The sequence below is a fragment of the Pseudomonas sp. PsB genome, from assembly GCF_043658375.1.
Classification (GTDB): Bacteria; Pseudomonadota; Gammaproteobacteria; order Pseudomonadales; family Pseudomonadaceae; genus Aquipseudomonas; species Aquipseudomonas putida_Z.
The window spans coordinates 296,453-319,731 of the sequence record NZ_JBIGLU010000001.1 but is presented as its reverse complement, the minus strand read 5'-3'; the positions used below and the strand labels follow the sequence as shown (position 1 = coordinate 319,731).

Annotated in this window: 21 protein-coding genes; 8 read left to right on the top strand and 13 right to left on the bottom strand. The window is 64.0% G+C overall.

Annotated elements, in window-relative coordinates:
• Window positions 1–96: 96 nt before the first annotated feature.
• Entirely contained in the window at window positions 97–1,023 is a 927-nt protein-coding gene (locus ACGLHT_RS01520; protein WP_085664279.1) for a LysR substrate-binding domain-containing protein, read from the bottom strand.
• A gap of 156 nt (window positions 1,024–1,179) precedes the next feature.
• Between ACGLHT_RS01520 and ACGLHT_RS01515 the strand changes: the two genes are divergently transcribed.
• On the top strand, window positions 1,180–2,568 hold the full coding sequence (locus ACGLHT_RS01515) for a NorM family multidrug efflux MATE transporter (protein ID WP_274119869.1): 1,389 nt from the start codon (window positions 1,180–1,182) through the stop codon (window positions 2,566–2,568).
• Window positions 2,569–2,651: 83 nt separating this feature from the next.
• On the opposite strand, the gene ACGLHT_RS01510 is transcribed toward ACGLHT_RS01515, so the two are convergent.
• Window positions 2,652–4,319, bottom strand: coding sequence for a bifunctional diguanylate cyclase/phosphodiesterase (locus ACGLHT_RS01510; RefSeq protein ID WP_137162659.1), 1,668 nt, complete (start codon window positions 4,317–4,319; stop codon window positions 2,652–2,654).
• A 254-nt stretch (window positions 4,320–4,573) separates the two neighbouring features.
• Here ACGLHT_RS01510 and rep point away from each other — a divergent pair, with 254 nt between their 5' ends.
• A complete protein-coding gene (gene rep, locus ACGLHT_RS01505; RefSeq protein ID WP_274119870.1) occupies window positions 4,574–6,583 on the top strand; it encodes a DNA helicase Rep in 2,010 nt (669 codons plus the stop codon).
• Between the two features lie 64 nt (window positions 6,584–6,647).
• The gene (locus ACGLHT_RS01500) at window positions 6,648–7,220 is read left to right on the top strand and encodes a xanthine phosphoribosyltransferase (RefSeq protein WP_009683322.1); all 573 of its coding nucleotides are present in this window, start codon (window positions 6,648–6,650) and stop codon (window positions 7,218–7,220) included.
• 110 nt (window positions 7,221–7,330) lie between these two features.
• On the opposite strand, the gene ACGLHT_RS01495 is transcribed toward ACGLHT_RS01500, so the two are convergent.
• The 5 genes from ACGLHT_RS01495 to dadA form a co-directional block, all read right to left on the bottom strand.
• Window positions 7,331–9,193, bottom strand: coding sequence for an acetyl-CoA hydrolase/transferase C-terminal domain-containing protein (locus ACGLHT_RS01495; RefSeq protein WP_274119871.1), 1,863 nt, complete (start codon window positions 9,191–9,193; stop codon window positions 7,331–7,333).
• A gap of 275 nt (window positions 9,194–9,468) precedes the next feature.
• A complete protein-coding gene (locus tag ACGLHT_RS01490) occupies window positions 9,469–9,873 on the bottom strand; it encodes a cytochrome c5 family protein (RefSeq protein WP_038408395.1) in 405 nt (134 codons plus the stop codon).
• A 154-nt stretch (window positions 9,874–10,027) separates the two neighbouring features.
• Complete coding sequence (locus ACGLHT_RS01485; protein WP_013974777.1) at window positions 10,028–10,576, bottom strand: cupin domain-containing protein; 549 nt, start codon at window positions 10,574–10,576, stop codon at window positions 10,028–10,030.
• Window positions 10,577–10,685: 109 nt separating this feature from the next.
• On the bottom strand, window positions 10,686–11,759 hold the full coding sequence (gene alr / locus ACGLHT_RS01480) for an alanine racemase (RefSeq protein ID WP_025341100.1): 1,074 nt from the start codon (window positions 11,757–11,759) through the stop codon (window positions 10,686–10,688).
• Window positions 11,760–11,907: 148 nt separating this feature from the next.
• Window positions 11,908–13,212: a D-amino acid dehydrogenase gene (gene dadA / locus ACGLHT_RS01475; RefSeq protein WP_013974779.1), complete on the bottom strand. Its 1,305-nt coding sequence runs from the start codon at window positions 13,210–13,212 to the stop codon at window positions 11,908–11,910.
• A gap of 156 nt (window positions 13,213–13,368) precedes the next feature.
• On the opposite strand from dadA, the gene dadR reads away from it, so the two are divergent.
• Window positions 13,369–13,857: a transcriptional regulator DadR gene (dadR, locus tag ACGLHT_RS01470; protein ID WP_003258963.1), complete on the top strand. Its 489-nt coding sequence runs from the start codon at window positions 13,369–13,371 to the stop codon at window positions 13,855–13,857.
• Between the two features lie 2 nt (window positions 13,858–13,859).
• Here dadR and ACGLHT_RS01465 read toward each other — a convergent pair whose 3' ends face one another.
• On the bottom strand, window positions 13,860–14,213 hold the full coding sequence (locus ACGLHT_RS01465) for a YkgJ family cysteine cluster protein (RefSeq protein ID WP_013974780.1): 354 nt from the start codon (window positions 14,211–14,213) through the stop codon (window positions 13,860–13,862).
• 131 nt (window positions 14,214–14,344) lie between these two features.
• Here ACGLHT_RS01465 and ACGLHT_RS01460 point away from each other — a divergent pair, with 131 nt between their 5' ends.
• Window positions 14,345–15,637 carry an FAD-binding oxidoreductase gene (locus ACGLHT_RS01460; RefSeq protein WP_085588791.1) on the top strand — a complete coding sequence of 431 codons (1,293 nt, stop codon included), beginning with the start codon at window positions 14,345–14,347 and terminating at the stop codon, window positions 15,635–15,637.
• Between the two features lie 154 nt (window positions 15,638–15,791).
• Here ACGLHT_RS01460 and ACGLHT_RS01455 read toward each other — a convergent pair whose 3' ends face one another.
• Window positions 15,792–16,022, bottom strand: coding sequence for a DUF1127 domain-containing protein (locus ACGLHT_RS01455; RefSeq protein WP_137162662.1), 231 nt, complete (start codon window positions 16,020–16,022; stop codon window positions 15,792–15,794).
• 178 nt (window positions 16,023–16,200) lie between these two features.
• Between ACGLHT_RS01455 and ACGLHT_RS01450 the strand changes: the two genes are divergently transcribed.
• Both ACGLHT_RS01450 and ACGLHT_RS01445 read left to right on the top strand, forming a co-directional pair.
• Window positions 16,201–17,631, top strand: a complete 1,431-nt coding sequence (locus ACGLHT_RS01450) for a PLP-dependent aminotransferase family protein (protein ID WP_170978804.1) — start codon at window positions 16,201–16,203, stop codon at window positions 17,629–17,631.
• Between the two features lie 60 nt (window positions 17,632–17,691).
• The gene (locus tag ACGLHT_RS01445) at window positions 17,692–19,248 is read left to right on the top strand and encodes a phospholipase D family protein (RefSeq protein ID WP_025341104.1); all 1,557 of its coding nucleotides are present in this window, start codon (window positions 17,692–17,694) and stop codon (window positions 19,246–19,248) included.
• Window positions 19,249–19,369: 121 nt separating this feature from the next.
• Here ACGLHT_RS01445 and ACGLHT_RS01440 read toward each other — a convergent pair whose 3' ends face one another.
• Together ACGLHT_RS01440 and ACGLHT_RS01435 are read right to left on the bottom strand one after the other, a co-directional pair.
• Window positions 19,370–20,509: an MFS transporter gene (locus ACGLHT_RS01440; protein WP_274119872.1), complete on the bottom strand. Its 1,140-nt coding sequence runs from the start codon at window positions 20,507–20,509 to the stop codon at window positions 19,370–19,372.
• Between the two features lie 130 nt (window positions 20,510–20,639).
• Window positions 20,640–22,133 (bottom strand): aldehyde dehydrogenase, encoded by a 1,494-nt coding sequence (locus ACGLHT_RS01435; RefSeq protein ID WP_013974786.1) that lies wholly within the window; start codon window positions 22,131–22,133, stop codon window positions 20,640–20,642.
• A gap of 196 nt (window positions 22,134–22,329) precedes the next feature.
• On the opposite strand from ACGLHT_RS01435, the gene ACGLHT_RS01430 reads away from it, so the two are divergent.
• A complete protein-coding gene (locus ACGLHT_RS01430) occupies window positions 22,330–22,689 on the top strand; it encodes a cupin domain-containing protein (protein WP_085615957.1) in 360 nt (119 codons plus the stop codon).
• Between the two features lie 177 nt (window positions 22,690–22,866).
• Here ACGLHT_RS01430 and rpmG read toward each other — a convergent pair whose 3' ends face one another.
• Both rpmG and rpmB read right to left on the bottom strand, forming a co-directional pair.
• The gene (rpmG, locus tag ACGLHT_RS01425; protein ID WP_003253507.1) at window positions 22,867–23,022 is read right to left on the bottom strand and encodes a 50S ribosomal protein L33; all 156 of its coding nucleotides are present in this window, start codon (window positions 23,020–23,022) and stop codon (window positions 22,867–22,869) included.
• 10 nt (window positions 23,023–23,032) lie between these two features.
• Window positions 23,033–23,269 (bottom strand): 50S ribosomal protein L28, encoded by a 237-nt coding sequence (rpmB, locus tag ACGLHT_RS01420; RefSeq protein WP_003258972.1) that lies wholly within the window; start codon window positions 23,267–23,269, stop codon window positions 23,033–23,035.
• Window positions 23,270–23,279: the final 10 nt, after the last annotated feature.

Here is a 23,279-nt window from a genome sequence, read left to right as displayed (position 1 = left end):
GCGGGCTCGCCCGCTCCCACAGGTACAGTGCCGGTTTCAAGGCATGCGATAACCCTGTGGGAGCGGGCAAGCCCGCGAAGAGGCCGGTACAGGTGATCAAAGGGCCGGCAGGATCTGCACATTCGGCAAATCCATCGCCGCCACCTCCTCTTCCAGAAACGCGCTCAAACGCCGCAACCGCTCGCCCCCTGGCCGAGTGCGCGGCCACACCAGGTAATAATCCATCCCGCTGGGCACCGCCGTCGGCCAAGGCAGGCTCAAGCGCCCCTGCGCGACATCCTCGGCCACCATCAGCAAATCACCCATGGAAATGCCATAGCCACGCGCCGCGGCAATCATGCCCAGCTCCAGGGTGTCGAACACCTGCCCGCCCTTGAGCGAAACCTTGTCACTCAGCCCCATGCGCTCCAACCATTCCCGCCAGTCGCGCTTGTCCACCGTGGGGTGCAGCAGCTCGATGCAGGCCAGCCGACGCTCGTCCCAGGGTTCCTCGTCGAGCAGGTCTGGCGCACCCACGGGGATCAGCAGCTCCGGGAACAACCTGCGCACTTCCCATTCCGGCGGGAACACCCCGTCGCTTAGCAACACCGCGCAATCGAACGGTTCCTGGTTGAAGTCCACATGGTCGACATCCATCCAGGCGCTGGTCAGCTGCACTTCGTTGCCAGGCTGCAAGTGGCGAAAGCGGCTAAGGCGCGCCAGCAACCAGCGCATGGTCAGGGTCGAGGGGGCCTTCATGCGCAGGATGTCATCCTCACCGCGCAAGGTATCGCAAGCCCGTTCCAGCGCGGCAAATCCTTCACGCACACCGGGCAGCAACACCCGCGCTGCTTCGGTCAGTTGCAGGCTGCGGCCGCTGCGCACGAACAGGCGACAGGCAAAATGCTCCTCCAGCGTGCGGATATGCCGGCTGACCGCGCTCTGGGTAATCGACAGCTCTTCGCCGGCACGGGTGAAGGAGCTTAGCCGCGCGGCGGCTTCGAATGCGCGCAGGGCATACAGCGGGGGGAGCTGACGGGACATGAGGCACCTGCCATACGGGGCTGTGATATGAATCACCGGGAAGCATATATACATGAGTCAGACTCATGCCAATGATCGCTTTTATCCTTTTGTGCAAAGTTGACCAAAGCCTCAGAATCGCCCTTCGTTGATCACCCCAGGAAAAGGACTGCCCCCATGCACGTCGCGCCCACCACAGAACTCAAGGCTTTGCTGCGCCTGGCCGGGCCGCTGATCGCCTCGCAGTTGGCGCACATGCTGATGGTGCTGACCGATACCCTGATGATGGCCCGCATCAGCCCGCAAGCCCTGGCTGGCGGCGGCCTGGGCGCGGCGAGCTACTCGTTCGTGTCGATCTTCTGCCTTGGCGTGATCGCTGCGGTCGGTACCCTGGTGGCCATTCGCAAGGGCGCCAACGACATCGAGGGCGCCACCCGCCTGGCGCAAGGTGGCCTGTGGCTGGCCTGGGGCCTGGCGCTGTTCGCTGCGCTGGTGCTGTGGAACCTTGAGCCGGTACTGCTGCTGTTCGGGCAAAAGCCCGAGAACGTTGCCTCGGCCGCCGAATTCCTCACCCTGCTGCCACTGGCCCTGCCCGGCTACCTGACTTTCATGGCCTTGCGCGGCTTCACCAGCGCGCTGGGCCGCTCGACCCCGGTGATGGTCATCAGCCTGGTCGGCACGGTACTCAACTACCTGTTCAACCTGGCGTTGATCGAAGGCATGTTCGGCCTGCCCAAGCTGGGCCTGATGGGCATCGGCCTGGTCACCGCGGTGGTGTCGATGGGCATGGCCATTGCCTTGGCGCTGTATATCCGCTGGCACCCGGCCTATACCGCCTACCCACTGCGCAAGGGCCTGTCGCGCCCTTCGCTGCCAGCCCTGCGCGAGCTGTGGCGGCTGGGCCTGCCGATTGGCGGCACCTACATGGTGGAAGTCGGCCTGTTCGCCTTCGCCGCGCTGTGCATGGGCGTGCTGGGCAGTACAGAGCTGGCGGCGCACCAGATCGCCCTGCAGATCGTCTCCACGGCGTTCATGGTGCCGACCGGGTTGTCGTATGCGGTGACCATGCGCGTGGGGCTGTATTACGGCGCCGGCAACCTGCTGGCGGCGCGCAGTGCCGGGCGGGTGGGCATCGGCTTCGGGGCGATGATCATGTTTGCCTTCGCCGCGTTGTTCTGGCTGCTGCCCGATGCGCTGGTGGGGCTGTTCATCGACCGTGACGACCCGGCATTTGCGGCGATCTTCCAGCTGGCGGTGCAGTTGCTGATGGTGGCTGCGTGGTTCGAGCTGTTCGATGGCATGCAGACGATCGCGATGGGCTCGATCCGTGGGCTGAAGGATGCCAAGACCACCTTCCTGATCGGCCTGGTGTGCTACTGGTTGGTGGGGGCGCCGAGCGCCTGGCTGTTCACCTTCACCCTGGGCGGTGGCGCGGTCGGGGTGTGGTGGGGGTTGGCGTTGGGGCTGGCGTGTGCGGCGGTGGCATTGACCTTTGGCTTTGAGTGGCGGATGAAGCGGCTTTTGGGCAAGGCAGGGGGTAGTCGAGAGGCTACCGCCTCGGCCTGACTCAAGGGCCTATTCGCGGGCACGCCCGCTCCCACAGGTACAGACACGGACACTGTGGGAGCGGGCGTGCCCGCGAAAGGTCCCTAACGGGCAGCCTCCAACTGGCAGCCGGTCGCCTGCAGCAAGAACTCCATCAACTCCCCCACCGGCAGCGGCTTGCTGACCAGGAAGCCTTGAACCTGGTCACAGCCAAACCCGCGCAGCAACGCCATCTGCTCTTCGCTCTCCACCCCTTCGGCCACCACCTCCAGATTGAGGTTGTGCGCCAGGTTGATCATGGCGTGCACCAGCTTGCGGTTCTCCTCGCGCATTTCCATTTCCGCGACAAAGCTGCGGTCCACCTTGAGCAAGGTGATCGGCAGGCTGTTGAGGTGCACGAACGAAGAGAACCCGGTACCGAAATCATCGAGCGAAAAGCGCACGCCCAGACGCCCCAGGGCGTCCATGGTCTGGCGCACCAGTTCGTTGCGGCGCATCACCGCCGTTTCGGTCAGTTCGAACTCCAGCCAGCGGGCATCAACGCCATGTTCGAGAATCAGGCGGCTCAAGGTCGCCAGCAACTGGCTGTCCTGGAACTGGCGGAAGCTCAGGTTGACCGCCATGTGCAGCGGCTCCAGGCCGCGCTCGCACAGCGCCTGCATGTCGCGCAGGGCACGGGAAATCACCCAGTAGCCCAGCGGCACGATCAGGCCGCTCTGCTCGGCCAGCGGCACGAACTCGCTGGGCGGCAACAGGCCGCGCTCGGCATGCCGCCAGCGCACCAGCGCCTCGAGGCCGACGATGCGCCCGTCGGCCAGGTTCAACCGCGGCTGGTAATGCAGCTCCAGTTCGTCCCGGCGCAGGGCGCGGCGCAGTTCGCTTTCCAGGTCGGCAAGGCTGCGGGCGTTGCGGTTGATGCGTTCGTTGAACACATGGAAAGTGCAACCCTGGCTGCCCTTGGCCTGGCGCATGGCGATGTGCGCGTGCCACATCAGTGGGTCGGCACCACCCTGGGCGCGGGCATGGGCCAGGCCCAGGCTGCAGCCCAGCAGCAGGCTTTCGCCGTCGATCCAGTAGGGTTCGGCCAACGCCTCGACAATCCGCTCGGCAATCGATTCGGCACGATTGGGGTCGCGTCGGGTGTCGATCAGCAGGGCGAACTCGTCGCTGCCCAGGCGCGCCAGCTGGTCACCCGCCTCCAGTTGCTGTTTCAGGCGCGCCACCACCTGCAGGATCAGGCGGTCGCCACTCTGGTGGCCGAGCGCGTCGTTGACGTGGCGGAAGTTGTCCAGGTCCAGGTGGCCGAGGGCAAGGCCACGGCCGTCGTTCTCGGCCAGCCGCGCGGTCAGCAAGGCCTGGAAGCCCTGGCGGTTGGCGATGCCGGTCAGCGGGTCCTGCTCGGCCAGGCGCTGCAGGGTGGCCACCAGCACGCCGCGCTCGCGCACATGGCGCAGCGAGCGGCGCAATGTGTCGACATTGAGCTGGTCGCGCACCAGCCAGTCGCTGACAGCGTTAGGCGCTACCTGGGGCTCGTGGTCGAGCAGCAGGATGGTCGGCAACTCGCAGCGCCCGGGCGCGGGCTGCAGGGCCGGGGTTGCCAGCACGACAGCCTGGCGGTCCTGGTTGAACAGGCTGTCGACCGACTCCCAGTTCGGCGCCGTCAGCAGTACGGCGCTGCCACCCAGTGCGGGCGTGCACTCGCGTAGCAGCGCACCCCATTCCGGCTCATCGGCCAACAGCAGCAAACGCAATGGTTCGACAGGCGTGGACAAGCGGGCTCCTTAGGGCTTCACGGTGCAACGGAAACTGCCAGGTATGCTACTGCATTAATGAAAATGATTTTCAATTTAATACATGTTTTTACGGGTGTAGCATCCCGACGTATTTTGTCGTGCATCCTGCGCGAAACTGCGCCAGCCGGCAAATCCCGTTTACATATTTGACTCAGACGTCAGACGGTCGCGCCACAAACGCCCCATGCCTGTTAGAATGCGCGGCTATTTTCTGGCGACCCCCGGTTTCTAGCATGTCCCGACTCAATCCCCGGCAGCAGGAAGCCCGTGACTATGTCGGCGGCCCTCTTTTGGTGCTCGCCGGTGCAGGCTCGGGCAAGACCAGCGTGATCACGCGCAAGATTGCCCACCTCATCCAGAACTGCGGCATCCGTGCCCAGTACATCGTGGCGATGACCTTCACCAACAAGGCCGCGCGCGAGATGAAGGAGCGGGTCGGCACCCTGCTGCGCCCGGGGGAAGGCCGTGGCCTGACGGTATGCACGTTCCACAACCTGGGCTTGAACATCATCCGCAGGGAGCACGAGCGCCTGGGCTACAAGCCGGGTTTCTCGATCTTCGACGAGTCCGACATCAAGGCGTTGCTGTCGGACATCATGCAGAAGGAATACTCCGGCGACGACGGCATCGACGAGATCAAGAACATGATCGGTGCCTGGAAGAACGACCTGATCCTGCCCGCCGAAGCCCTGGAGAAGGCGCGCAACCCGCGCGAGCAGACCGCAGCAATCGTCTACAACCACTACCAGCGCACGCTCAAGGCGTTCAACGCGGTGGACTTCGACGACTTGATCCTGCTGCCGGTCAAGCTGTTCCAGGAACACCCCGATGTGCTGGAGCGCTGGCAGAACCGCGTGCGTTACCTGCTGGTGGACGAATACCAGGACACCAACGCCAGCCAGTACCTGCTGGTGAAGATGCTGATCGGCATGCGCAACCAGTTCACCGTGGTAGGCGACGACGACCAGTCGATCTACGCCTGGCGTGGCGCCCGGCCGGAAAACCTGATGCTGCTCAAGGAGGACTACCCCTCCCTGAAAGTGGTGATGCTGGAGCAGAACTACCGCTCCACCAGCCGCATCCTGCGCTGCGCCAACGTGCTGATCGCCAACAACCCGCACGCGTTCGAGAAGCAGCTGTGGAGCGAGATGGGCGTGGGCGACGAGATCCGCGTCATCCGCTGCAAGAACGAGGAAGCCGAGGCCGAACGCGTGGCCATGGAAATCCTCACCCTGCACCTGCGCACCAACCGCCCGTACAGCGACTTTGCCATCCTCTACCGCGGCAACTACCAGGCCAAGCTGATCGAACTGAAGCTGCAGCACCACCAGGTGCCGTATCGCCTGTCGGGCGGCAACAGCTTCTTCGGCCGCCAGGAGGTCAAGGACCTGATGGCCTACCTGCGCCTGCTGGTGAACCCGGACGATGACAACGCCTACCTGCGGGTGATCAACGTACCGCGCCGCGAAATCGGCTCCACCACCCTGGAAAAGCTCGGCAATTACGCCACCGAGCGCGGTATTTCGATGTACGCCGCCAGCGAGGAGCTTGGCCTGGGCGAGCATCTGGACGCCCGCTATACCGAGCGTTTGCAGCGCTTCAAGCATTGGCTGGACGGGGTGCGCCACAAGGTTGCCCTGGAAGACCCGATTGCCGCGCTGCACGAGATGATCCGCGATATCGACTACGAAAACTGGATCCGCCAGCAGACCGCCAGCGACAAGGCTGCCGAGTTCCGCATCAGCAACGTCTGGTTCCTGGTCGAAGCGCTGAAGAACACCCTCGAGAAGGACGAAGAGGGTGACATGACCATCGAGGACGCCATCGGCAAGCTGGTGCTGCGCGACATGCTCGAGCGCCAGCAGGAAGAGGAAGAGAACGCCGAAGGTGTGCAGATGATGACCCTGCATGCCTCCAAGGGCCTGGAATTCCCCTACGTGTTCATCATGGGCATGGAAGAGGAAATCCTCCCGCACCGCTCCAGCATCGAGGCCGACACCATCGAAGAGGAACGCCGCCTGGCCTACGTGGGCATCACCCGCGCGCGCCAGACCCTGGCTTTCACCTTCGCCGCCAAGCGCAAGCAGTACGGTGAAATCATCGACTGCACGCCCAGCCGGTTCCTCGACGAACTGCCACCGGACGACCTGGCCTGGGAAGGCCTGGACGATGCGCCGGTCGAGGTAAAGGCCGCACGGGGCAACAATGCCCTGGCCGATATCCGGGCAATGCTCAAACGCTGATCAACCATTACTCTTTAACTTTGCCGCTATTTGCGGCCACCTTTGCTACATCGAGGAAAACAAAGTGGAAGCACTGCATCAGAAGATTCGCGAAGAAGGCATCGTGCTTTCCGATCAGGTTCTCAAAGTCGACGCGTTTCTCAACCACCAGATCGATCCGGCGCTGATGCAGCTGATCGGTGACGAGTTCGCACGCCTGTTCGCCGACGCGGGCGTGACCAAGATCGTCACCATCGAAGCCTCGGGCATTGCCCCGGCGGTGATGACTGGCCTGAAGCTGGGCGTGCCGGTGATCTTCGCCCGCAAGCACCAGTCGCTGACCCTGACCGAGAACCTGCTGACCGCCTCGGTGTATTCCTTCACCAAGCAGACCGAGAACACCGTGGCCATCTCGCCGCGTCACCTCAACAGCAGCGACCGCGTGTTGGTGATCGACGACTTCCTGGCCAACGGCAAGGCGTCGCAGGCCCTGATCTCGATCATCAAGCAGGCCGGCGCCACCGTGGCCGGCCTGGGTATCGTGATCGAAAAGTCGTTCCAGGGCGGCCGTGCCGAGCTGGACAGCCAGGGCTATCGCGTTGAGTCGCTGGCCCGGGTGAAGTCGCTGGAAGGTGGTGTGGTTACCTTCATCGAGTAATCGCGGCGCCTGCTTCGCGGGCACGCCCGCTCCCACAGGTACACCACAGGTTTTGAATGCTGTGGTGTACCTGTGGGAGCGGGCATGCCCGCGAATGGCCTCAACCCTCTCTACCTGGCAGCCGCCAACCCCGCCAGCAACAACCGCTGGTAAAGCTCTTCCTTCAGCCCCTGCGGCTGATCCAGTTGCATCCGCGCAAGATGCCTCGCATACCCCTCCGGCCCCGGCGCATCCAGCGCTGCCTTGCCCAGCTCCAGTACCTCGCTCAGCTTGAACTTGCTCTTCAACCAGTTCAGTGCCCGCAGCAAATCCCGCTCTTCAGCCGTAAAGTCCGTGCCCAGCGGATACTCCGGGAACAACCGCGAGTGCCGCGCCCTGATCGCCTCCAGGTGCTGCGGCGTATTGTTGGTAAAGCACGCCTCCAGTTGAAAATCTTTGGCCAGCTTGCCGGCATCCTTTGCCTGCTCGATCAGCCCCTGCTGGAACCGTGAATCACATACCGCCAGCAACCGTGCGATCACCTCGCTGTCGGTCTGCCCACGCAGGTCGGCGATGCCGTACTCGGTCACCACGATATCGCGCAAGTGCCGGGGGATGGTGCAATGGCCATAGTTCCAGAACAGGTTCGAGGTCACCTCCCCGCCCGCCTCACGCCAGCTGCGCAGCAGCAGGATCGAACGCCCGCCCTCCAGCGCATGGCCCTGGGCGACGAAGTTGTACTGCCCGCCCACGCCACTGAGTACCCGGCCATCCTCCAGCTGGTCGGCCACCCCGGCGCCGAGCAGGGTCATGCCGAATACGGTATTGATGAAGCGCGCATCACGGCGTTGGCGGCGCTTGAGTTCCTCCTGCCCGTACAGCTCGTTGATGAAGCTGATACGGGTCATGGCAAACCGTGCGCGCTGTTCCAGCGGCATGTCGCGCAAGCGCTGGTAGAACGCCTGGGGGCCGAGGAAGAAACCGCCATGCAGCACTGCCGCCCCCTGCTCGTCCGCCGGGCGCCGCAACAGGCCCGCTTCGGCCAGCGCCAGCAAGCCGTTGACGAACATCTCGCTGCAGCCGTACAGGCCTTGGGCGAAGGTATCCAGGCCCCCTTCCCGTTCGATCAGCGCTTGCCACGAGCCAGCACCCAGCGCGTCGAGCACGGCACGATAACCGGCGTTGTCACCCTGGCGCGCCAGCAATGCGGCAGCTACCGCATCGCCCATGGCACCAATGCCGATCTGTAGCGTGCCGCCGTCGCGAACCAGGCTGCTGGCGTGCAGGCCGATGCAGTGGTCCTGGGTGTTGACCGGCATGTTCGGCGTGGAGAACAGGCGGCGTTGCTCGGCTGTATCGATCAGCAGGTCGAACGTATCGATGGGTAGCTCGGCGTCACCCGGCATGTAGGGCAGCTCGGCATGCACCTGGCCGAGCATGAGGATGGTCTCGCCGGCGGCGCGGCGCTTGGCGATCATCGGCAGCAGGTCGAGGGTGATGTCGGGGTTGCAGGCCAGGCTCAGGTGCACCGGCCTCTCGGGGGTGGCGGCCACCAGCTGCGCGATCAGGTTCAGGCCCTTGGCGTTGATGTCGCGTGCGGCGTGGCTGTAGTTGCTGCTGATGTAGCTCTGCTGGGCCGACGCGCTGTGCAGCAGGCTGCCCGGCTGCATGAAGAACTGTTCGACGCGAATGTTGGATGGCAACGTGTCGTTGCGCAGGTCGGTGAGGTAGGCGAGTTCTTCGTAGTCGGCGAAAACGCGTTCGACAAAGGGTTCGAGAAAGCGCCGTTGCAAACCGTCACCCAGTGACGGACGGCCGAGGGACAGGGCCGTGTAGATGGTCAGCTGCCGTTCGGGCAGCTCGCGGATGCGGGCGTAAAGCGCATTGACGAAGGCGTTGGGCTTGCCCAGGCCCAGCGGCAGGCCCATGTGGATGTGGGCTGGCAGGCGCGACAGGACTTGCTCGACGGCCTGGTCGATGGAGCAGAGGTGCATCGGGGCCTCCTGAGACATCCATGGGTTCAGGGGTTGGACATGGGCTTTGGTGGGTTGGTTGCCCGTGCCGGCCTCTTCGCGGCTAAAGCCGCTCCCACAGAGACCTCACCGCCCTTGAGTCCTGTGCTGTACCTGTGAGTTCCCACAGGGGCCCCACAGCCCTTGAAGCCTGCACTGCACCTGTGGGAGCGGCTTTAGCCGCGAAAGGGCCGGCACAGGCACCACAAAAACAAAGCCCGCCATCAATGGCGGGCCTCATGCAATTCAGCTGTTTCTCACAGCCCGGACATTTTCTTGATCGCCCCTTTCAGGTCGTCATCCGAGCAGTCCGCGCAGGTGCCTTTCGGTGGCATGGCGTTGATGCCGGTAATGGCCTTGGCCAGGATGCCGTCCAGGCCGCCCTGATGGTCGGCGCGTTCCTTCCACGCCGCGGTATCGCCAATCTTCGGTGCGCCGAGCAGGCCGGAGCCATGGCAGGCATTGCAGTGCTTGGCGATGATCTCGTCCGGCGTCTTGGCACCACCGCCACCTGCGGCGGCGGCCACTTCCATGCCTTTGCACTCTTGGCCCTGGACGCACACCTGGCCAACCGGCTCCAGGCGCTTGGCGATGTCATCATTGGTCGCAGCGGTTGCGCTCATTGCCCAGAGGGCGAATACGGCTGCTGGTACGGCCAGCATCTTCTTGATTTGGTTCACGCGAACACCCTCATGGTGGCTAATCACGCTCGCGGCCACGGATCGGCGAGCGTTGAAAAGTATAGCGGGAACCCAGAGGCCGTGAAACGACCCCACACAGGAAAGGGGTATTGCCGAATCAATGCACTGCGCTGGATCAAAAGTTTGAAGGCGTCGCCGCACTGATCAGCCGCGCCGGCCGGTCGAACGGGTTGCGAAAGCGGTGCGGACGGGTGCTTTCGAAGTAGTAGCTGTCGCCCTCTTCAAGGATGAAGATCTCGTTGCCGACCACCAGCTCCAGGCGGCCTTCGAGCAGGATGCCGGTTTCTTCGCCGTCGTGGGTAAGCATTTCGGCACCCGTATCGGCACCCGGTGGATACACCTCGGTGAGAAAGGCGATGGCACGGTTGGGGTGCGACTTGCCGACCAGCTTCATGGTCACCGCCCCGTCGGAGATATCGATCAGCTCATGGGCCTTGTAGACGATCTGCGTGGGGCTTTCAGGTTCCAGTTCGACCGAGAAGAACTCGACCATGGACATGGGAATGCCGCTCAGCACCTTGCGCAGCGAGCTGATCGACGGGCTCACGCTGTTCTTCTCGATCATCGAGATGGTGCTGTTGGTCACGCCGGCACGCTTGGCGAGTTCACGCTGGGACAGGCCCTTGAGCTTGCGGATGGCTTGCAGTCGTTCGCCGACGTCCAAAGCTGGAGCCTCCTGAAACGGTGGAAAGGGGGGTGGATGTGAACGATATCATGGCAATGCCGTTCAGTATTTACAACACACCGCCCCTCAACCTGTCCGCTTCAGCGTGTCATTCGCCGACGTAGTCCCGAGGTACCCGCTTCAGGTTGCAGAAAATCTGGTACGGAATGGTACCCGCGTGCGCAGCCACTTCACTGGCCAGCACATGCTTGCCCCACAGTTCGACGGGGCTGCCGACGGTGGCTTCCGGCACATCGGTCAAGTCGATGCTGAGCATGTCCATCGACACCCGGCCGATCAGTTGGGTGCGCTTGCCGGCTACCAGCACCGGGGTACCGTTGGGCGCCTGGCGCGGGTAGCCATCGGCATAGCCCATGGCAACCACACCAACGCGGGTTGGCCGTGGGCTGACGAACTTGGCGCCATAGCCCACCGGCTCGCCGGCAGGCAGTTCGCGCACGCTGATCACCCGCGATTGCAGGGTCATCACCGGTTGCAGGCGCTCGGCCTCGGCCTGGGCCACTTCGAACGGTGTGGCACCGTACAGCATCAGGCCCGGGCGCACCCAGTCGCTGGGGGCCTGCGGCCAGCCCAGCACACCGGGGGAGTTGCGCAGGCTGCACTCGGCGGCCAGGCCCTGGCGCGCGGCCTCGAACACGGCGATCTGCTGGGCGGTAGCGTCGGCATCCAGTTCGTCGGCGCGAGCGAAGTGGCTCATCAGCACGATGCGCGCGACCTTGCCGCTGGCCAGCAGGCGCTGGTAGGCCTCGTGGTAGTCCTTGGGGTGCAGGCCGACGCGGTGCATGCCGCTGTCGAGCTTGAGCCAGACGGTGAGCGGCTTGTGCAGCTGGGTCTTTTCGATCGCTTCCAGTTGCCACAGCGAGTGCACCACGCACCACAGGTCGTGTTCGGCGATCAGGGCCAGTTCGCTGGCTTCGAAGAAGCCTTCCAGCAGCAGCACCGGGGCCTTGATACCGGCGGCGCGCAGCTCCAGCGCTTCTTCGATGCAGGCCACGGCAAAGCCGTCGGCTTCGGCCTCCAGGGCCAGGGCACAGCGCACGGCGCCGTGGCCATAGGCGTCGGCCTTGATCACTGCGAGGGCTTTGGCACCGGTCAGTTCACGGGCCAGACGGTAGTTGTGGCGCAGGGCCTGGAGGTCGATCAGGGCGCGGGCGGGACGCATGGCGGCTGCCTTATGGTGGTTCACAGGTTGAAAACGGTGTTGGGTTCTTCGCGGGCTCGCCCGCTCCCACAGGTACTGCACAGTTTTCAATATCTGTGGTGTTCCTGTGGGAGCGGGCGAGCCCGCGAAGAGGCCGGTACAGGCGAACTTACTGCTGGTGAGCCGGCGCAGTCTGCCCGTGCTTGGCCACTTCCGGGCTGTTGCCATAACGGGAAATGTCCAGGCCTTCGGCACTGATCTGCGGCTTCTTGCGCGCAATCAGGTCGGCCAGCAGGCGACCGGAGCCGCACGCCATGGTCCAGCCCAAGGTACCGTGACCGGTGTTCAGGAACAGGTTGCGGAACGCCGTGGCACCAACGATCGGCGTGCCGTCCGGGGTCGCCGGGCGCAGGCCGGTCCAGAAGCTGGCCTGGCTCAGATCACCGCCGCGAGGATAAAGGTCGTTGACGATCATCTCCAGCGTTTCGCGCCGACGCGGGTTCAGCGACAGGTCAAAACCGGCAATTTCAGCCATACCGCCGACGCGGATACGGTTGTCGAAACGGGTAATGGCGACCTTGTAGGTCTCGTCGAGAATGGTCGAGGTCGGGGCCATGTCGGCGTTGGTGATCGGCACGGTCAGCGAGTAGCCCTTCAGCGGGTACACCGGGGCCTTGATACCCAGCGGCTTGAGCATCTGCGGCGAGTAGCTGCCCAGCGCCAGCACGTAACGGTCGGCGGTTTCCAGCTTGCCGTCGATCCATACGCCATTGATGCGGTCACCCGCGAAGTCCAGGCGCTGGATGTCCTGGCCGAAGCGGAACTCCACGCCCAGCTTCACGGCCATTTCGGCAAGCTTAGTGGTGAACAGCTGGCAGTCGCCAGTCTGGTCGTTTGGCAGGCGCAGGGCGCCGGCCAGGATGTCCTTGACGCCAGCCAGGGCCGGCTCGACGCGGGCAATGCCGTCGCGGTCGAGCAGCTCGTAAGGCACGCCGGACTGCTCCAGCACGGCAATGTCCTTGGCCGCGGCATCCACCTGGGCCTGGGTACGGAACAGCTGGGTGGTACCCAGGCTGCGGTTTTCGTAGGCGATGCCGGTTTCGGCGCGCAGTTCGTCGAGGCAGTCACGGCTGTACTCGGACAGGCGCACCATGCGCTCCTTGTTCACCGCGTAACGGCTAGCGGTGCAGTTGCGCAGCATCTGTGCCATCCACAGGTACTGGTCGACGTCGCCGGTGAGCTTGATGGCCAGGGGCGCGTGGCGCTCCAGCAGCCATTTGATGGCCTTCAGCGGCACGCCTGGGGCGGCCCAGGGCGAGGCATAGCCGGGCGAGATCTGGCCTGCGTTGGCAAAGCTGGTTTCCATGGCCACCGCCGGCTGGCGATCGACCACCGTTACTTCGAAACCTTGCCGGGCCAGATAGTAGGCACTGGCGGTTCCGATCACACCGCTACCAAGTACCAGAACTCGCATCGTTTTATCCCTCGCACGCGGCGCGCCGCAGACTTTTATTGAAATGGCATGAATGCGCGCAGTATAGGAATTTGAAGGCAGTGCAATTCACTATATAAAAGCCTATTATTGGCGAGAATTCTCGGCAAAATCGCCTTTCACGGAGGGGCATCCCCTATGAGAACCCAGCACCAGAGCAAGCGTGAACTGGACAAGATCGACCGTAACATCCTGCGTATCCTGCAGAATGACGGGCGTATTTCCTTCACCGAACTGGGCGAGAAAGTTGGGCTTTCCACCACCCCTTGCACCGAGCGGGTCCGCCGCCTGGAGCGCGAGGGCATCATCATGGGCTACAACGCCCGCCTGAACCCGCAGCACCTCAAGGGCAGCCTACTGGTGTTCGTGGAAATCAGCCTGGACTACAAATCGGGCGACACCTTCGAGGAGTTCCGCCGCGCGGTGCTGAAACTGCCGCACGTACTGGAATGCCACCTGGTTTCAGGCGACTTCGACTACCTGGTGAAGGCGCGTATTTCCGAGATGGCCTCGTACCGCAAGCTGCTCGGCGACATCCTGCTGAAGCTGCCGCACGTGCGCGAATCGAAGAGCTACATCGTGATGGAAGAGGTGAAGGAGAGCCTTTGCCTGCCGATCCCGGACTGAAGTCAGACCAGCACCTGGCGGGTGGTGGCAATGAACTGGTGGACCAACTGCTCGGCAGCGGGCTCGATCATCTGTTCAGGGCCACGGCCACGCGGGCAGGCCAGGCGCGGGGTGGTGCCGAACAGGCGGCAGATCATCGGGCGCTCTTCATACACCGTGCAGCCGTTGGGGCCCAGGTGCACACAGTCCAGGCGCTCCAGGGCGGCGTCCTGCTCGGCTTGGGACTTGCGCGGCAGGCGGGCCATTTCTTCCGCCGAAGTGGTGACCGGGCCGCAGCAGTCGTGGCAGCCGGGCTCGCACTCGAAGGAAGGAATGAGTTCGCGCAGGAAGTGGATCTTGTGGCGGTTGCAGGACATGGCTGGGTTCAAAACTAGGAAATTGGCCAGATTATAGGCCCATTCGCGGGCGCAGCCCTCGCCTTGTTGCCCACCACCCTACCCCGGCTTATCCTCCTCCCCCTCAGCCCACCAGCCTCAGGACCTGCCCAATGATCCACAGCGCGCAGCACGCCGCCTCCTACTACGCCGCCAGCAGCGCGCCACACCCCGACCACTCCTTCCTGCAAGGCGAGCACAGCGCCGACGTGTGCATCGTCGGCGGCGGCTACTCGGGCCTGAACACCGCCATCGAACTGGCCGAACGCGGCTTCTCGGTCATCCTGCTGGAAGCGCGCAAGCTTGGTTGGGGCGCCAGCGGGCGCAATGGTGGGCAACTGATCCGTGGCGTCGGCCACGGCCTGGAACAATTCCTCCCGGTCATCGGCGAGGAAGGCGTACGCAGCCTGAAACTGATGGGCCTGGAAGCCGTGCAGATCGTCCGCGAGCGGGTCGAAAGGCATGCCATCGCTTGCGACCTGACCTGGGGTTATTGCGACCTGGCCAACAAACCCGCCGAACTGCTGGGCTTTGCGGAGGATGCAGAAGAACTGCGCAGCCTCGGCTACGCACATGAACTGCGCCTGGTCGGCAAGGACGATATCCACAGCGTGGTCGGCGCCGACTGCTATGTGGGCGGGCTGGTCGACATGGGCTCCGGGCACCTGCACCCGCTAAACCTGGCACTGGGTGAGGCTGCCGTGGCCAGCCGCCTGGGCGTGAAGCTGTTCGAGCAGTCCGAGGTCACACGCATCGACTACGGCCCGGAAGTACAGGTACACACCGCCCAGGGCCGGGTGCGCGCCAAGACTCTCGTGCTGTGCTGCAACGCCTACCACAACGACCTCAACCGCGAACTGGGCGGCAAGGTGCTGCCAGCCGGCAGCTACATCATCGCCACCGAGCCGCTGGGCGAGGAACGTGCCCGTTCGCTGCTGCCGCAGAACATGGCGGTGTGTGACCAGCGCGTGGCACTGGACTATTACCGCCTGTCCGCCGACCAGCGCCTGTTGTTCGGCGGTGCCTGCCACTATTCAGGCCGCGACCCAAAGGACATCGCCGCCTACATGCGGCCAAAGATGCTCAAGGTTTTCCCGCAACTGGCCGACGTGCGCATCGACTACCAGTGGGGTGGCATGATCGGCATCGGCGCCAACCGCCTGCCGCAGGTTGGCCGCCTGGCAAGCCAGCCGAACGTGTATTACGCCCAGGCCTATTCCGGCCATGGGCTCAACGCCACCCACCTGGCTGCGCGCCTGCTCGGCGAAGCCATCAGCGGCCAGGAAAGCGGGCGGTTCGACCTGTTTGCCAAGGTGCCGCACATCACCTTCCCCGGCGGCCAGCACCTGCGCTCGCCGCTGCTGGCGCTGGGGATGCTGTGGCATCGTCTGAAAGAGCTGATCTGAAAGCCGCGCGGTCCCTGTAGGAGCGGCCTTGTGTCGCGAAAGGGGTGCGTAGCGCCCCCAGGTTTCAGCTTTGCCGCAAATATCGCTGGGGCCGCTCTGCGGCCCTATCGCGACACAAGGCCGCTCCTACATTGACCGCGCAACATCTGTATGGTCAGTCTCTCCAGAAGGGCTTACGCCCCTCGGTCCGGGCCTGCTCCCAGCTCAGCCCGACATCGCGCAACTCGTCATCGGTCAACTGCAGCAGCGCCCTGCGGGTGTGCCAGCGATGCAGCATCAGCCCCCAACGCCCCAACCCTTCCGGCGCGTTGAACACCTTGGCTTGCTGCCCGGCTTCCAGTTCCTTGGCCAACAGTTGCAAGCGCACATCGCTCATGCCACCCATCACCGCATCCTCTCGTTCAGTTGATACCGTGGAGAAAGCATGCGCGTCGGCAGCACCGGCAATACAGATCCAATACAGCCTTATTATTCCCATACAGAATTGGCCGCAGGCCGACTGAATGCTGTATTTTCAGCGCAACTGTACCGGTCGCCACGCTATTGCAGCGAAGGAGTATGCCGTGACCCTTTACCTGAACCTCGCCGAGCTGCTCGGTGCGCGCATTGAACAGGGCCTCTACCGCCCCGGCCAGCGCCTGCCGTCAGTGCGCGCCCTGAGTGTGGAGCACGGGGTCAGTCTGAGCACCGTGCAGCAGGCCTACCGCATGCTGGAAGACAGCGGCATGGTCTCGCCCCGGCCCAAGTCCGGCTACTTCGTCAACGACCACCGCCACCTGCCAGCCCTGCCCGCCGTCAGCCGCCCGGCCCAGCGCCCGGTAGACATCTCGCAATGGGAGCAGGTGCTGGAACTGGTGCGCAGCACCCCACGCCAAGGCGTGATCCAGCTCGGCCGCGGCATGCCCGACATCGACAGTCCCACCCTCAAGCCACTGCTGCGCAGCCTCGCCCAGCTGAGCCGGCGGCAGGACATGCCCGGCCTGTACTACGACAACATCCACGGCAACCTGGCCCTGCGCGAACAGGTGGCCCGGCTGATGCTCGACTCCGGCTGCCGCCTGGGCCCGGGCGACCTGGTGATAACCACCGGCTGCCATGAGGCGCTGTCATGCAGCATCCGCGCGGTGTGCGAGCCGGGCGATATCGTCGCGGTCGACTCCCCCAGCTTCCACGGCGCCATGCAAACCCTCAAGGGCCTGGGCATGAAAGCCTTGGAAATCCCCACCGACCCGGTCACCGGCATCAGCCTGGAGGCGCTGGAGCTGGCCTTGGAGCAGTGGCCGATCAAGCTCATCCAGATCACCCCCAGCTGCAACAACCCGCTCGGCTACATCATGCCCGAGGCCCGCAAGAAGTCCCTGCTGAGCCTGGCCCAGCGCTACGACGTGGCGATCCTCGAAGATGATGTGTACGGCGACCTGGCCTACACCTACCCGCGCCCACGCACCCTCAAGTCGTTTGACGACGACGGCCGCGTGCTGCTTTGCAGTTCGTTCTCCAAGACCCTCGCTCCCGGCCTGCGGATAGGCTGGGTGGCGCCCGGTCGTTACCTGGAGCGGGTCCTGCACATGAAGTACATCAGCACCGGCAGCACGGCCAGCCAGCCGCAGTTGGCCATTGCCGACTTCATCGCCGGCGGGCACTACCAACCCCACGTGCGGCGCATGCGCAGCCAGTACCAGCGTGGCCGCGACCTGATGAGCGACTGGGTAACCCGCTACTTCCCGGCGGGCACCCGGGTCAGCCGGCCGCAAGGTGGCTTCATGCTGTGGGTGGAATTACCCGAACATTTCGATACGCTGCGCCTGAACCGGGCTTTACTGGAGCAGGACGTACAGGTTGCCGTGGGCAGCATCTTCTCGGCCTCGGGCAAGTTCCGCCACTGCCTGCGCATGAACTTCGCCGCGCGGCCGACGCCGCAGATCGAAGCCGCCGTGCGCAAAGTTGGTGAAACCGCCCTTCGTCTACTGGATGAAGAAAGCGCCGGCGCGTAACTTTGCGCCGCCCGCCACGGTCCAACCTATCAAGCCTTTGCTGCACAGGACGATCCACCCTTGAGACTCCAGCGAGCCCTGCCTCTGCTGCTGGTGCTACTGCTCGGCCTTGCCGGCTGCGCCAGCGTCGGCACGCCCCGCGAAACCAGCCAGGCGCTGCCGGCCAACGACTCGGCCTTCGGCCGTTCGGTTCTGCGCCAGGCCGCGCCCTACGGCGGCCGCTCGGGCTTTCGCCTGCTGCCCAACAGCAACGAGGCGTTCCGCGCCCGCGCCGAACTGATCCGCAACGCCCAGGCGAGCATCGACCTGCAGTACTACATCGTCCACGATGGCCTCAGCACCCGCGCCCTGGTGCATGAACTGCTGCGCGCCGCCGACCGTGGCGTGCGCGTGCGCATCCTGCTCGACGACACCACCAGCGACGGCCTGGACGTCATCATGGGCACCCTCGATGCCCACCCGAACATTCAGATACGCGTGTTCAACCCGCTGCACCTGGGCCGCAGCACCGGCGTGACGCGCGCAGTGGGCCGCCTGTTCAACCTGTCGCGCCAGCACCGGCGCATGCACAACAAGCTGTTCCTGGTGGACAACAGCATGGCCATCGTCGGCGGGCGCAACCTGGGCGATGAGTATTTCGATGCCGAACCCAACCTCAACTTCACCGACATCGACTTGCTGGGCGTCGGCCCGGTGGCCGAACAGCTCGGCCACAGCTTCGACCAATACTGGAACAGCGCCCTGAGCCGGCCGATTACCGACTTCCTCTGGCGCGACCCGGATGCCAGCGACCTGCGCGCCAGCCGCCACCGCCTGGAAGTTTCACTGGCCGAAGCCAGGACCCAGCGCAAAGCCCTGTATGACCGCTTGATGGCCTACCAGTCGCAGCCGCGCCTGGATGTGTGGCGCAACGAGCTTATCTGGGCACACGCCCAGGCTCTGTGGGATGCGCCGAGCAAAGTGCTGGCCGATGACGAACCGGACCCGCAACTGCTGCTGACCCAGCAACTGGCCCCGGACTTGAGCAAGGTGCAACACGAGCTGATCCTGGTATCGGCGTACTTCGTACCCGGCGAGTCCGGCCTGCTGTACCTGACCCACAGCGCCGACGCGGGCATATCGGTCAAGCTGCTCACCAACTCGCTGGAGGCTACCGACGTGCCGGCGGTGCATGGCGGCTATGCGCCGTATCGGCGGGCGCTGCTGGAGCATGGCGTGCAGCTGTACGAGCTGCGCCGCCAACCCGGCGACCCCAGCGCGCAGCACCGCGTGAGCTTCCATGGCAGCTCGGACTCGAGCCTGCACAGCAAGGCGATCGTGTTCGACCGGCGCAAGACCTTCATCGGCTCGTTCAACTTCGACCCGCGTTCGGTGTTGTGGAATACCGAGGTCGGAGTGCTGGTGGACAGCCCGGAGCTGGCCGAGTACACCCGCGCACTGGCGGTACAGGGCATGGCCCCGGCCTTGAGCTATCAGCCGACGCTGGTGGGTAACCAGATGGTATGGGTGACCGAGGAAAATGGCAGGCGGCGCATGCTTACATCCGAACCGGGCGGGATGTGGCGGCGGTTCAATGCCTGGATCAGCAAGGCGGTAGGCCTGGAGAAGATGTTGTAGCGGCGATTTTGGGGCTGCTTTGCAGCCCATCGCGACACAAGGCCGCTCCTACATGGGATCGCGTATCTCCTGTAGGAGCGGCCTTGTGTCGCGATGGGCCGCAAAGCGGCTCCAGAATCCATCAGGCAGAGGCAGGCTCAAACGCCCCGCGCCGCCGGGTCAACACCACCAACCCCGCAGCCCCCGCCGCCATCAGCAACGGCAACGCATGCCCGCTGATCCACTGGCTGCCTGCCCCGGCCAGCAGTGGCCCGAGCAGGCAGCCAATACCCCACAGCTGCGCCACATGGGCGTTGGCCCGCACCAGCGCATCATCCCGGTAGCGCTCACCAATCAGCACCAGCGACAAGGTGAACAAGCCCCCCGCACTGGCCCCGAACAGCACCCACAGCGGCCAGATCGCCGGTGTATGCAGCAGCAACGGAATCGCCAGGCTGGATACCAGCAGGGTCACCGCACAGCCGGTGAACAGAGCGCGCCGCGACATATGGTCGGCCAGCGCACCGATGGGCAGTTGCAACACCGCATCGCCCACCACCACGGTACTGACCATGAACAGGGCGATTTCAGTGGTAAAGCCTTGCTGCAGGCAATACACCGGCAACAAGGTCAGGATCATTGCCTCGAACGAGGCAAACAGGGCAATGGCCCAGGCGATCACCGGCAAGCGCCGGCAGAAGGCGAACAGGTCGCCGAAGGTGACGCTGCAGGCCTCTGTGCTGGGTGCCCCGCCACGGCCCAGGAGAATCAGCGGTGCCACCAGCAGCAGGCCGGTAGCGGCCCAGAAGCCGAAGTCGTCATCCGAGCCGAGAAAGCCCAGCACCAGCGGCCCGGCCAGCTGGCTGAGGGCATAGCTGCTGCCATACAGCGCCACCAGGCGGCCGCGCCATTGCTCGATCACCAGCTGGTTGATCCAGCTTTCGCCGAGGATGAACACCACGGTCAGTGACATACCGATCAGCAGCCGCAACAGCAGCCACAACGGGTAGCTGGGCAGCAGTGCGACCAGGCCGATCGACAGCGCCCCGCCCCACAGGCACAGGCGCATGGCCGAGGGCACGCCGACCCAGCCGGCCAGGCGGCTGGCCATGCTGGCACCTACCAGCACGCCCAGCGCCGGCATTGCAGCCATCACGCCGATGGCGAAGCTGCCGTAGCCCCAGGCCTCCAGGCGCAGGGATACCAGCGGCATGCTCACGCCGAGTGCCAGCCCGACGCTTAGCACCGATGCCAGTACGGCGAAGTAGGTACCCCAACGCATCCTTGACCTCTTGAGTTCTTGGGGCTGCTTTGCAGCCCATTCGCGGCACAAGGCCGCTCCTACAGGGAAACGCATACCCCTGTAGGAGCGGCCTTGTGCCGCGAATGGGCCGCGAAGCGGCCCCACGGGATTACAACTTGATCCAGGTCGCCTTCAGCTCGGTGTACTTCTCCAGCGCATGCAGCGACTTGTCACGGCCGTTGCCCGACTGCTTGAAGCCACCGAACGGCGCGGTCATGTCGCCGCCGTCGTACTGGTTGACCCAGACGCTGCCAGCGCGCACGGCACGGGCGGTCTTGTGAGCCTTGGAGATGTCCGAGGTCCAGATGCCAGCGGCCAGGCCATACGGCGTGTCGTTGGCAATGGCGACGGCTTCTTCGGCGGTATCGAAGGCGATCACCGACAGCACCGGGCCGAAGATTTCTTCCTGGGCGATCTTCATGGCGTTGGTCACGCCGTCGAAGATGGTCGGCTCGACATAAGTGCCACCGGTTTCTTCCAGGGTGCGCTTGCCGCCGGCCAGCAGCTTGGCGCCGTCCTTGTGGCCAGCCTCGATGTACGACAGCACGGTGTTCATCTGCTGGGTGTCGACCAGGGCACCGACAGTGGTCTGTGGGTCCAGCGGGTTGCCTGGCTTCCAGCCTTTCAGGGCCTCGACCACCATCGGCAGGAACTTGTCCTTGATCGAACGCTCGACCAGCAGGCGCGAGCCGGCGGTGCACACTTCGCCCTGGTTGAAGGCGATGGCGCTGGCAGCAGCTTCGGCGGCAGCTTGCAGGTCCGGAGCGTCGGCGAAGACGATGTTCGGGCTCTTGCCGCCGGCTTCCAGCCAGATGCGCTTCATGTTCGATTCGCCCGCGTAAACCATCAGCTGCTTGGCGATCTTGGTCGAACCGGTGAATACCAGGGTGTCGACGTCCATGTGCAGGGCCAGGGCCTTGCCCACGGTGTGGCCGTAGCCTGGCAGCACGTTCAGCACGCCAGCCGGGATACCGGCTTCGATGGCCAACTGGGCAATACGAATGGCAGTCAGCGGCGATTTTTCGGACGGCTTGAGCACTACCGAGTTACCGGTGGCCAGGGCCGGGCCGAGCTTCCAGCAGGCCATCAGCAGCGGGAAGTTCCACGGTACGATGGCACCGACCACACCCACCGCTTCGCGGGTGACCAGGCCGAGCTGGTCATGCGGGGTCGGGGCGACTTCGTCGTAGACCTTGTCGATCGCTTCGGCAGTCCAGTGGATGGCATTGGCCGCGCCAGGTACGTCGATGCTGGAGGAGTCGCCGATCGGCTTGCCCATGTCCAGGGTTTCCAGCAGCGCCAGCTCTTCGACGTTCTTGCGCAGCAGGTCGGCGAAGCGGATCAGCTTGGCCTTGCGCTTGGCCGGGGCCAGTTGCGACCACACGCCGGAGTTGAAGGTGGCACGGGCGTTTTCCACAGCGCGGTTGGCATCGGCCAGGTCGCAGCTGGCAACCTTGGCCAGGAAGCGTCCGTCGACCGGGCTCAGGCACTCGAAGGTTTCACCGGATGCGGCATCGGTGTATTCGCCGTTGATGAAGGCACGGCCTTCGATCTTCAGTTGCTGGGCACGTTGTTCCCAGTCCGCACGAGTCAGGGTGGTCATACGAAACTCCTCCTCTTGTATAGGTGCAACGCCGCACTGAGGACTCACAGGCGTTGTCAGAATTCTGCCCAAGCGTCGAGGGCATTTTGGCTACCGACACCCTAAACCAGCCCGTGTAAACTATCAATATATTTGACACGAATGGCTCAAAAGCCTACTCATGTGCATTTTATTAAACAACAACAGGAGCCGAACCATGAGCATCGAAAGCATCATCGACTTCGCGCAGGTCATTACCGAGGCCGAACGCTACCGCCCGGCGGCGGAAAAAATCCTCAAGGGCGAGCCCGACCAGGCGGTCTACAACCATTATTCCAGCCCGTGCGGGCAGTTTGCCGCGGGCGTGTGGGAAGGCGAGGTGGGGCAGTGGACGGTGAACTACACCGAGCATGAGTACTGCGAGATCGTCCAGGGCGTTTCGGTGCTGCGTGACCAGGATGGCGGAGCCAAGACCCTGCGTGCCGGTGATCGGTTTGTCATCCCGGCCGGCTTCAAGGGCACCTGGGAGGTGCTGGAGCCTTGCCGCAAGATCTATGTGATGTTCGAGCAGAAGTAAGCCTCTGGGGCCGCTCCGCGCCCCTTTCGCGACACAAGGCCGCTCCTACAGGCATTGCGCGGTCCCTGTAGGAGCGGCCTTGTGTCGCGAAAGGGGCGCGAAGCGGCCCCGGCTTTCTTGCAGGCATAAAAAAACCCGCGTCCTTTCGGATGCGGGTTTTTTCAGGTCGCCGATCAATTACTTGATCTTGGCTTCCTTGTACACCACGTGCTTGCGAACAACCGGATCGTATTTCTTGATCTCGATTTTGTCCGGAGTGGTGCGCTTGTTCTTGTCGGTGGTGTAGAAGTGGCCAGTGCCAGCACTCGAAACCAGACGGATCAATTCACGCATGACGTTCTCCTTAGAACTTTTCGCCGCGAGCGCGCAGCTCGGCCAGCACTACGTCGATACCACGCTTGTCAATAACGCGCATGCCTTTGGCAGATACGCGCAGACGCACGAAACGCTTCTCGGATTCAACCCAGAAACGGTGGTGCTGCAGGTTCGGCAGGAAACGACGACGGGTTTTGTTGTTTGCGTGGGAAATGTTGTTCCCGGTTACTGGACCCTTACCAGTAACTTGACAGACTCTCGACATGACTCAGCCC

Bases quoted from the DNA above. Each gene is read 5' to 3' on its own strand.
- dadA (WP_013974779.1), bottom strand. From the start codon at position 13,212: ATGCGAGTTCTGGTACTTGGTAGCGGTGTGATCGGAACCGCCAGTGCC.
- ACGLHT_RS01495 (WP_274119871.1), bottom strand. From the start codon at position 9,193: ATGCACCTCTGCTCCATCGACCAGGCCGTCGAGCAAGTCCTGTCGCGC.
- rpmB (WP_003258972.1), bottom strand. From the start codon at position 23,269: ATGTCGAGAGTCTGTCAAGTTACTGGTAAGGGTCCAGTAACCGGGAAC.
- rep (WP_274119870.1), top strand. From the start codon at position 4,574: ATGTCCCGACTCAATCCCCGGCAGCAGGAAGCCCGTGACTATGTCGGC.
- ACGLHT_RS01490 (WP_038408395.1), bottom strand. From the start codon at position 9,873: ATGCTGGCCGTACCAGCAGCCGTATTCGCCCTCTGGGCAATGAGCGCA.
- ACGLHT_RS01455 (WP_137162662.1), bottom strand. From the start codon at position 16,022: ATGGGTGGCATGAGCGATGTGCGCTTGCAACTGTTGGCCAAGGAACTG.
- dadR (WP_003258963.1), top strand. From the start codon at position 13,369: ATGAGAACCCAGCACCAGAGCAAGCGTGAACTGGACAAGATCGACCGT.
- ACGLHT_RS01440 (WP_274119872.1), bottom strand. From the start codon at position 20,509: ATGCGTTGGGGTACCTACTTCGCCGTACTGGCATCGGTGCTAAGCGTC.
- ACGLHT_RS01460 (WP_085588791.1), top strand. From the start codon at position 14,345: ATGATCCACAGCGCGCAGCACGCCGCCTCCTACTACGCCGCCAGCAGC.
- ACGLHT_RS01520 (WP_085664279.1), bottom strand. From the start codon at position 1,023: ATGTCCCGTCAGCTCCCCCCGCTGTATGCCCTGCGCGCATTCGAAGCC.
- ACGLHT_RS01465 (WP_013974780.1), bottom strand. From the start codon at position 14,213: ATGTCCTGCAACCGCCACAAGATCCACTTCCTGCGCGAACTCATTCCT.
- alr (WP_025341100.1), bottom strand. From the start codon at position 11,759: ATGCGTCCCGCCCGCGCCCTGATCGACCTCCAGGCCCTGCGCCACAAC.
- ACGLHT_RS01435 (WP_013974786.1), bottom strand. From the start codon at position 22,133: ATGACCACCCTGACTCGTGCGGACTGGGAACAACGTGCCCAGCAACTG.
- rpmG (WP_003253507.1), bottom strand. From the start codon at position 23,022: ATGCGTGAATTGATCCGTCTGGTTTCGAGTGCTGGCACTGGCCACTTC.
- ACGLHT_RS01430 (WP_085615957.1), top strand. From the start codon at position 22,330: ATGAGCATCGAAAGCATCATCGACTTCGCGCAGGTCATTACCGAGGCC.
- ACGLHT_RS01515 (WP_274119869.1), top strand. From the start codon at position 1,180: ATGCACGTCGCGCCCACCACAGAACTCAAGGCTTTGCTGCGCCTGGCC.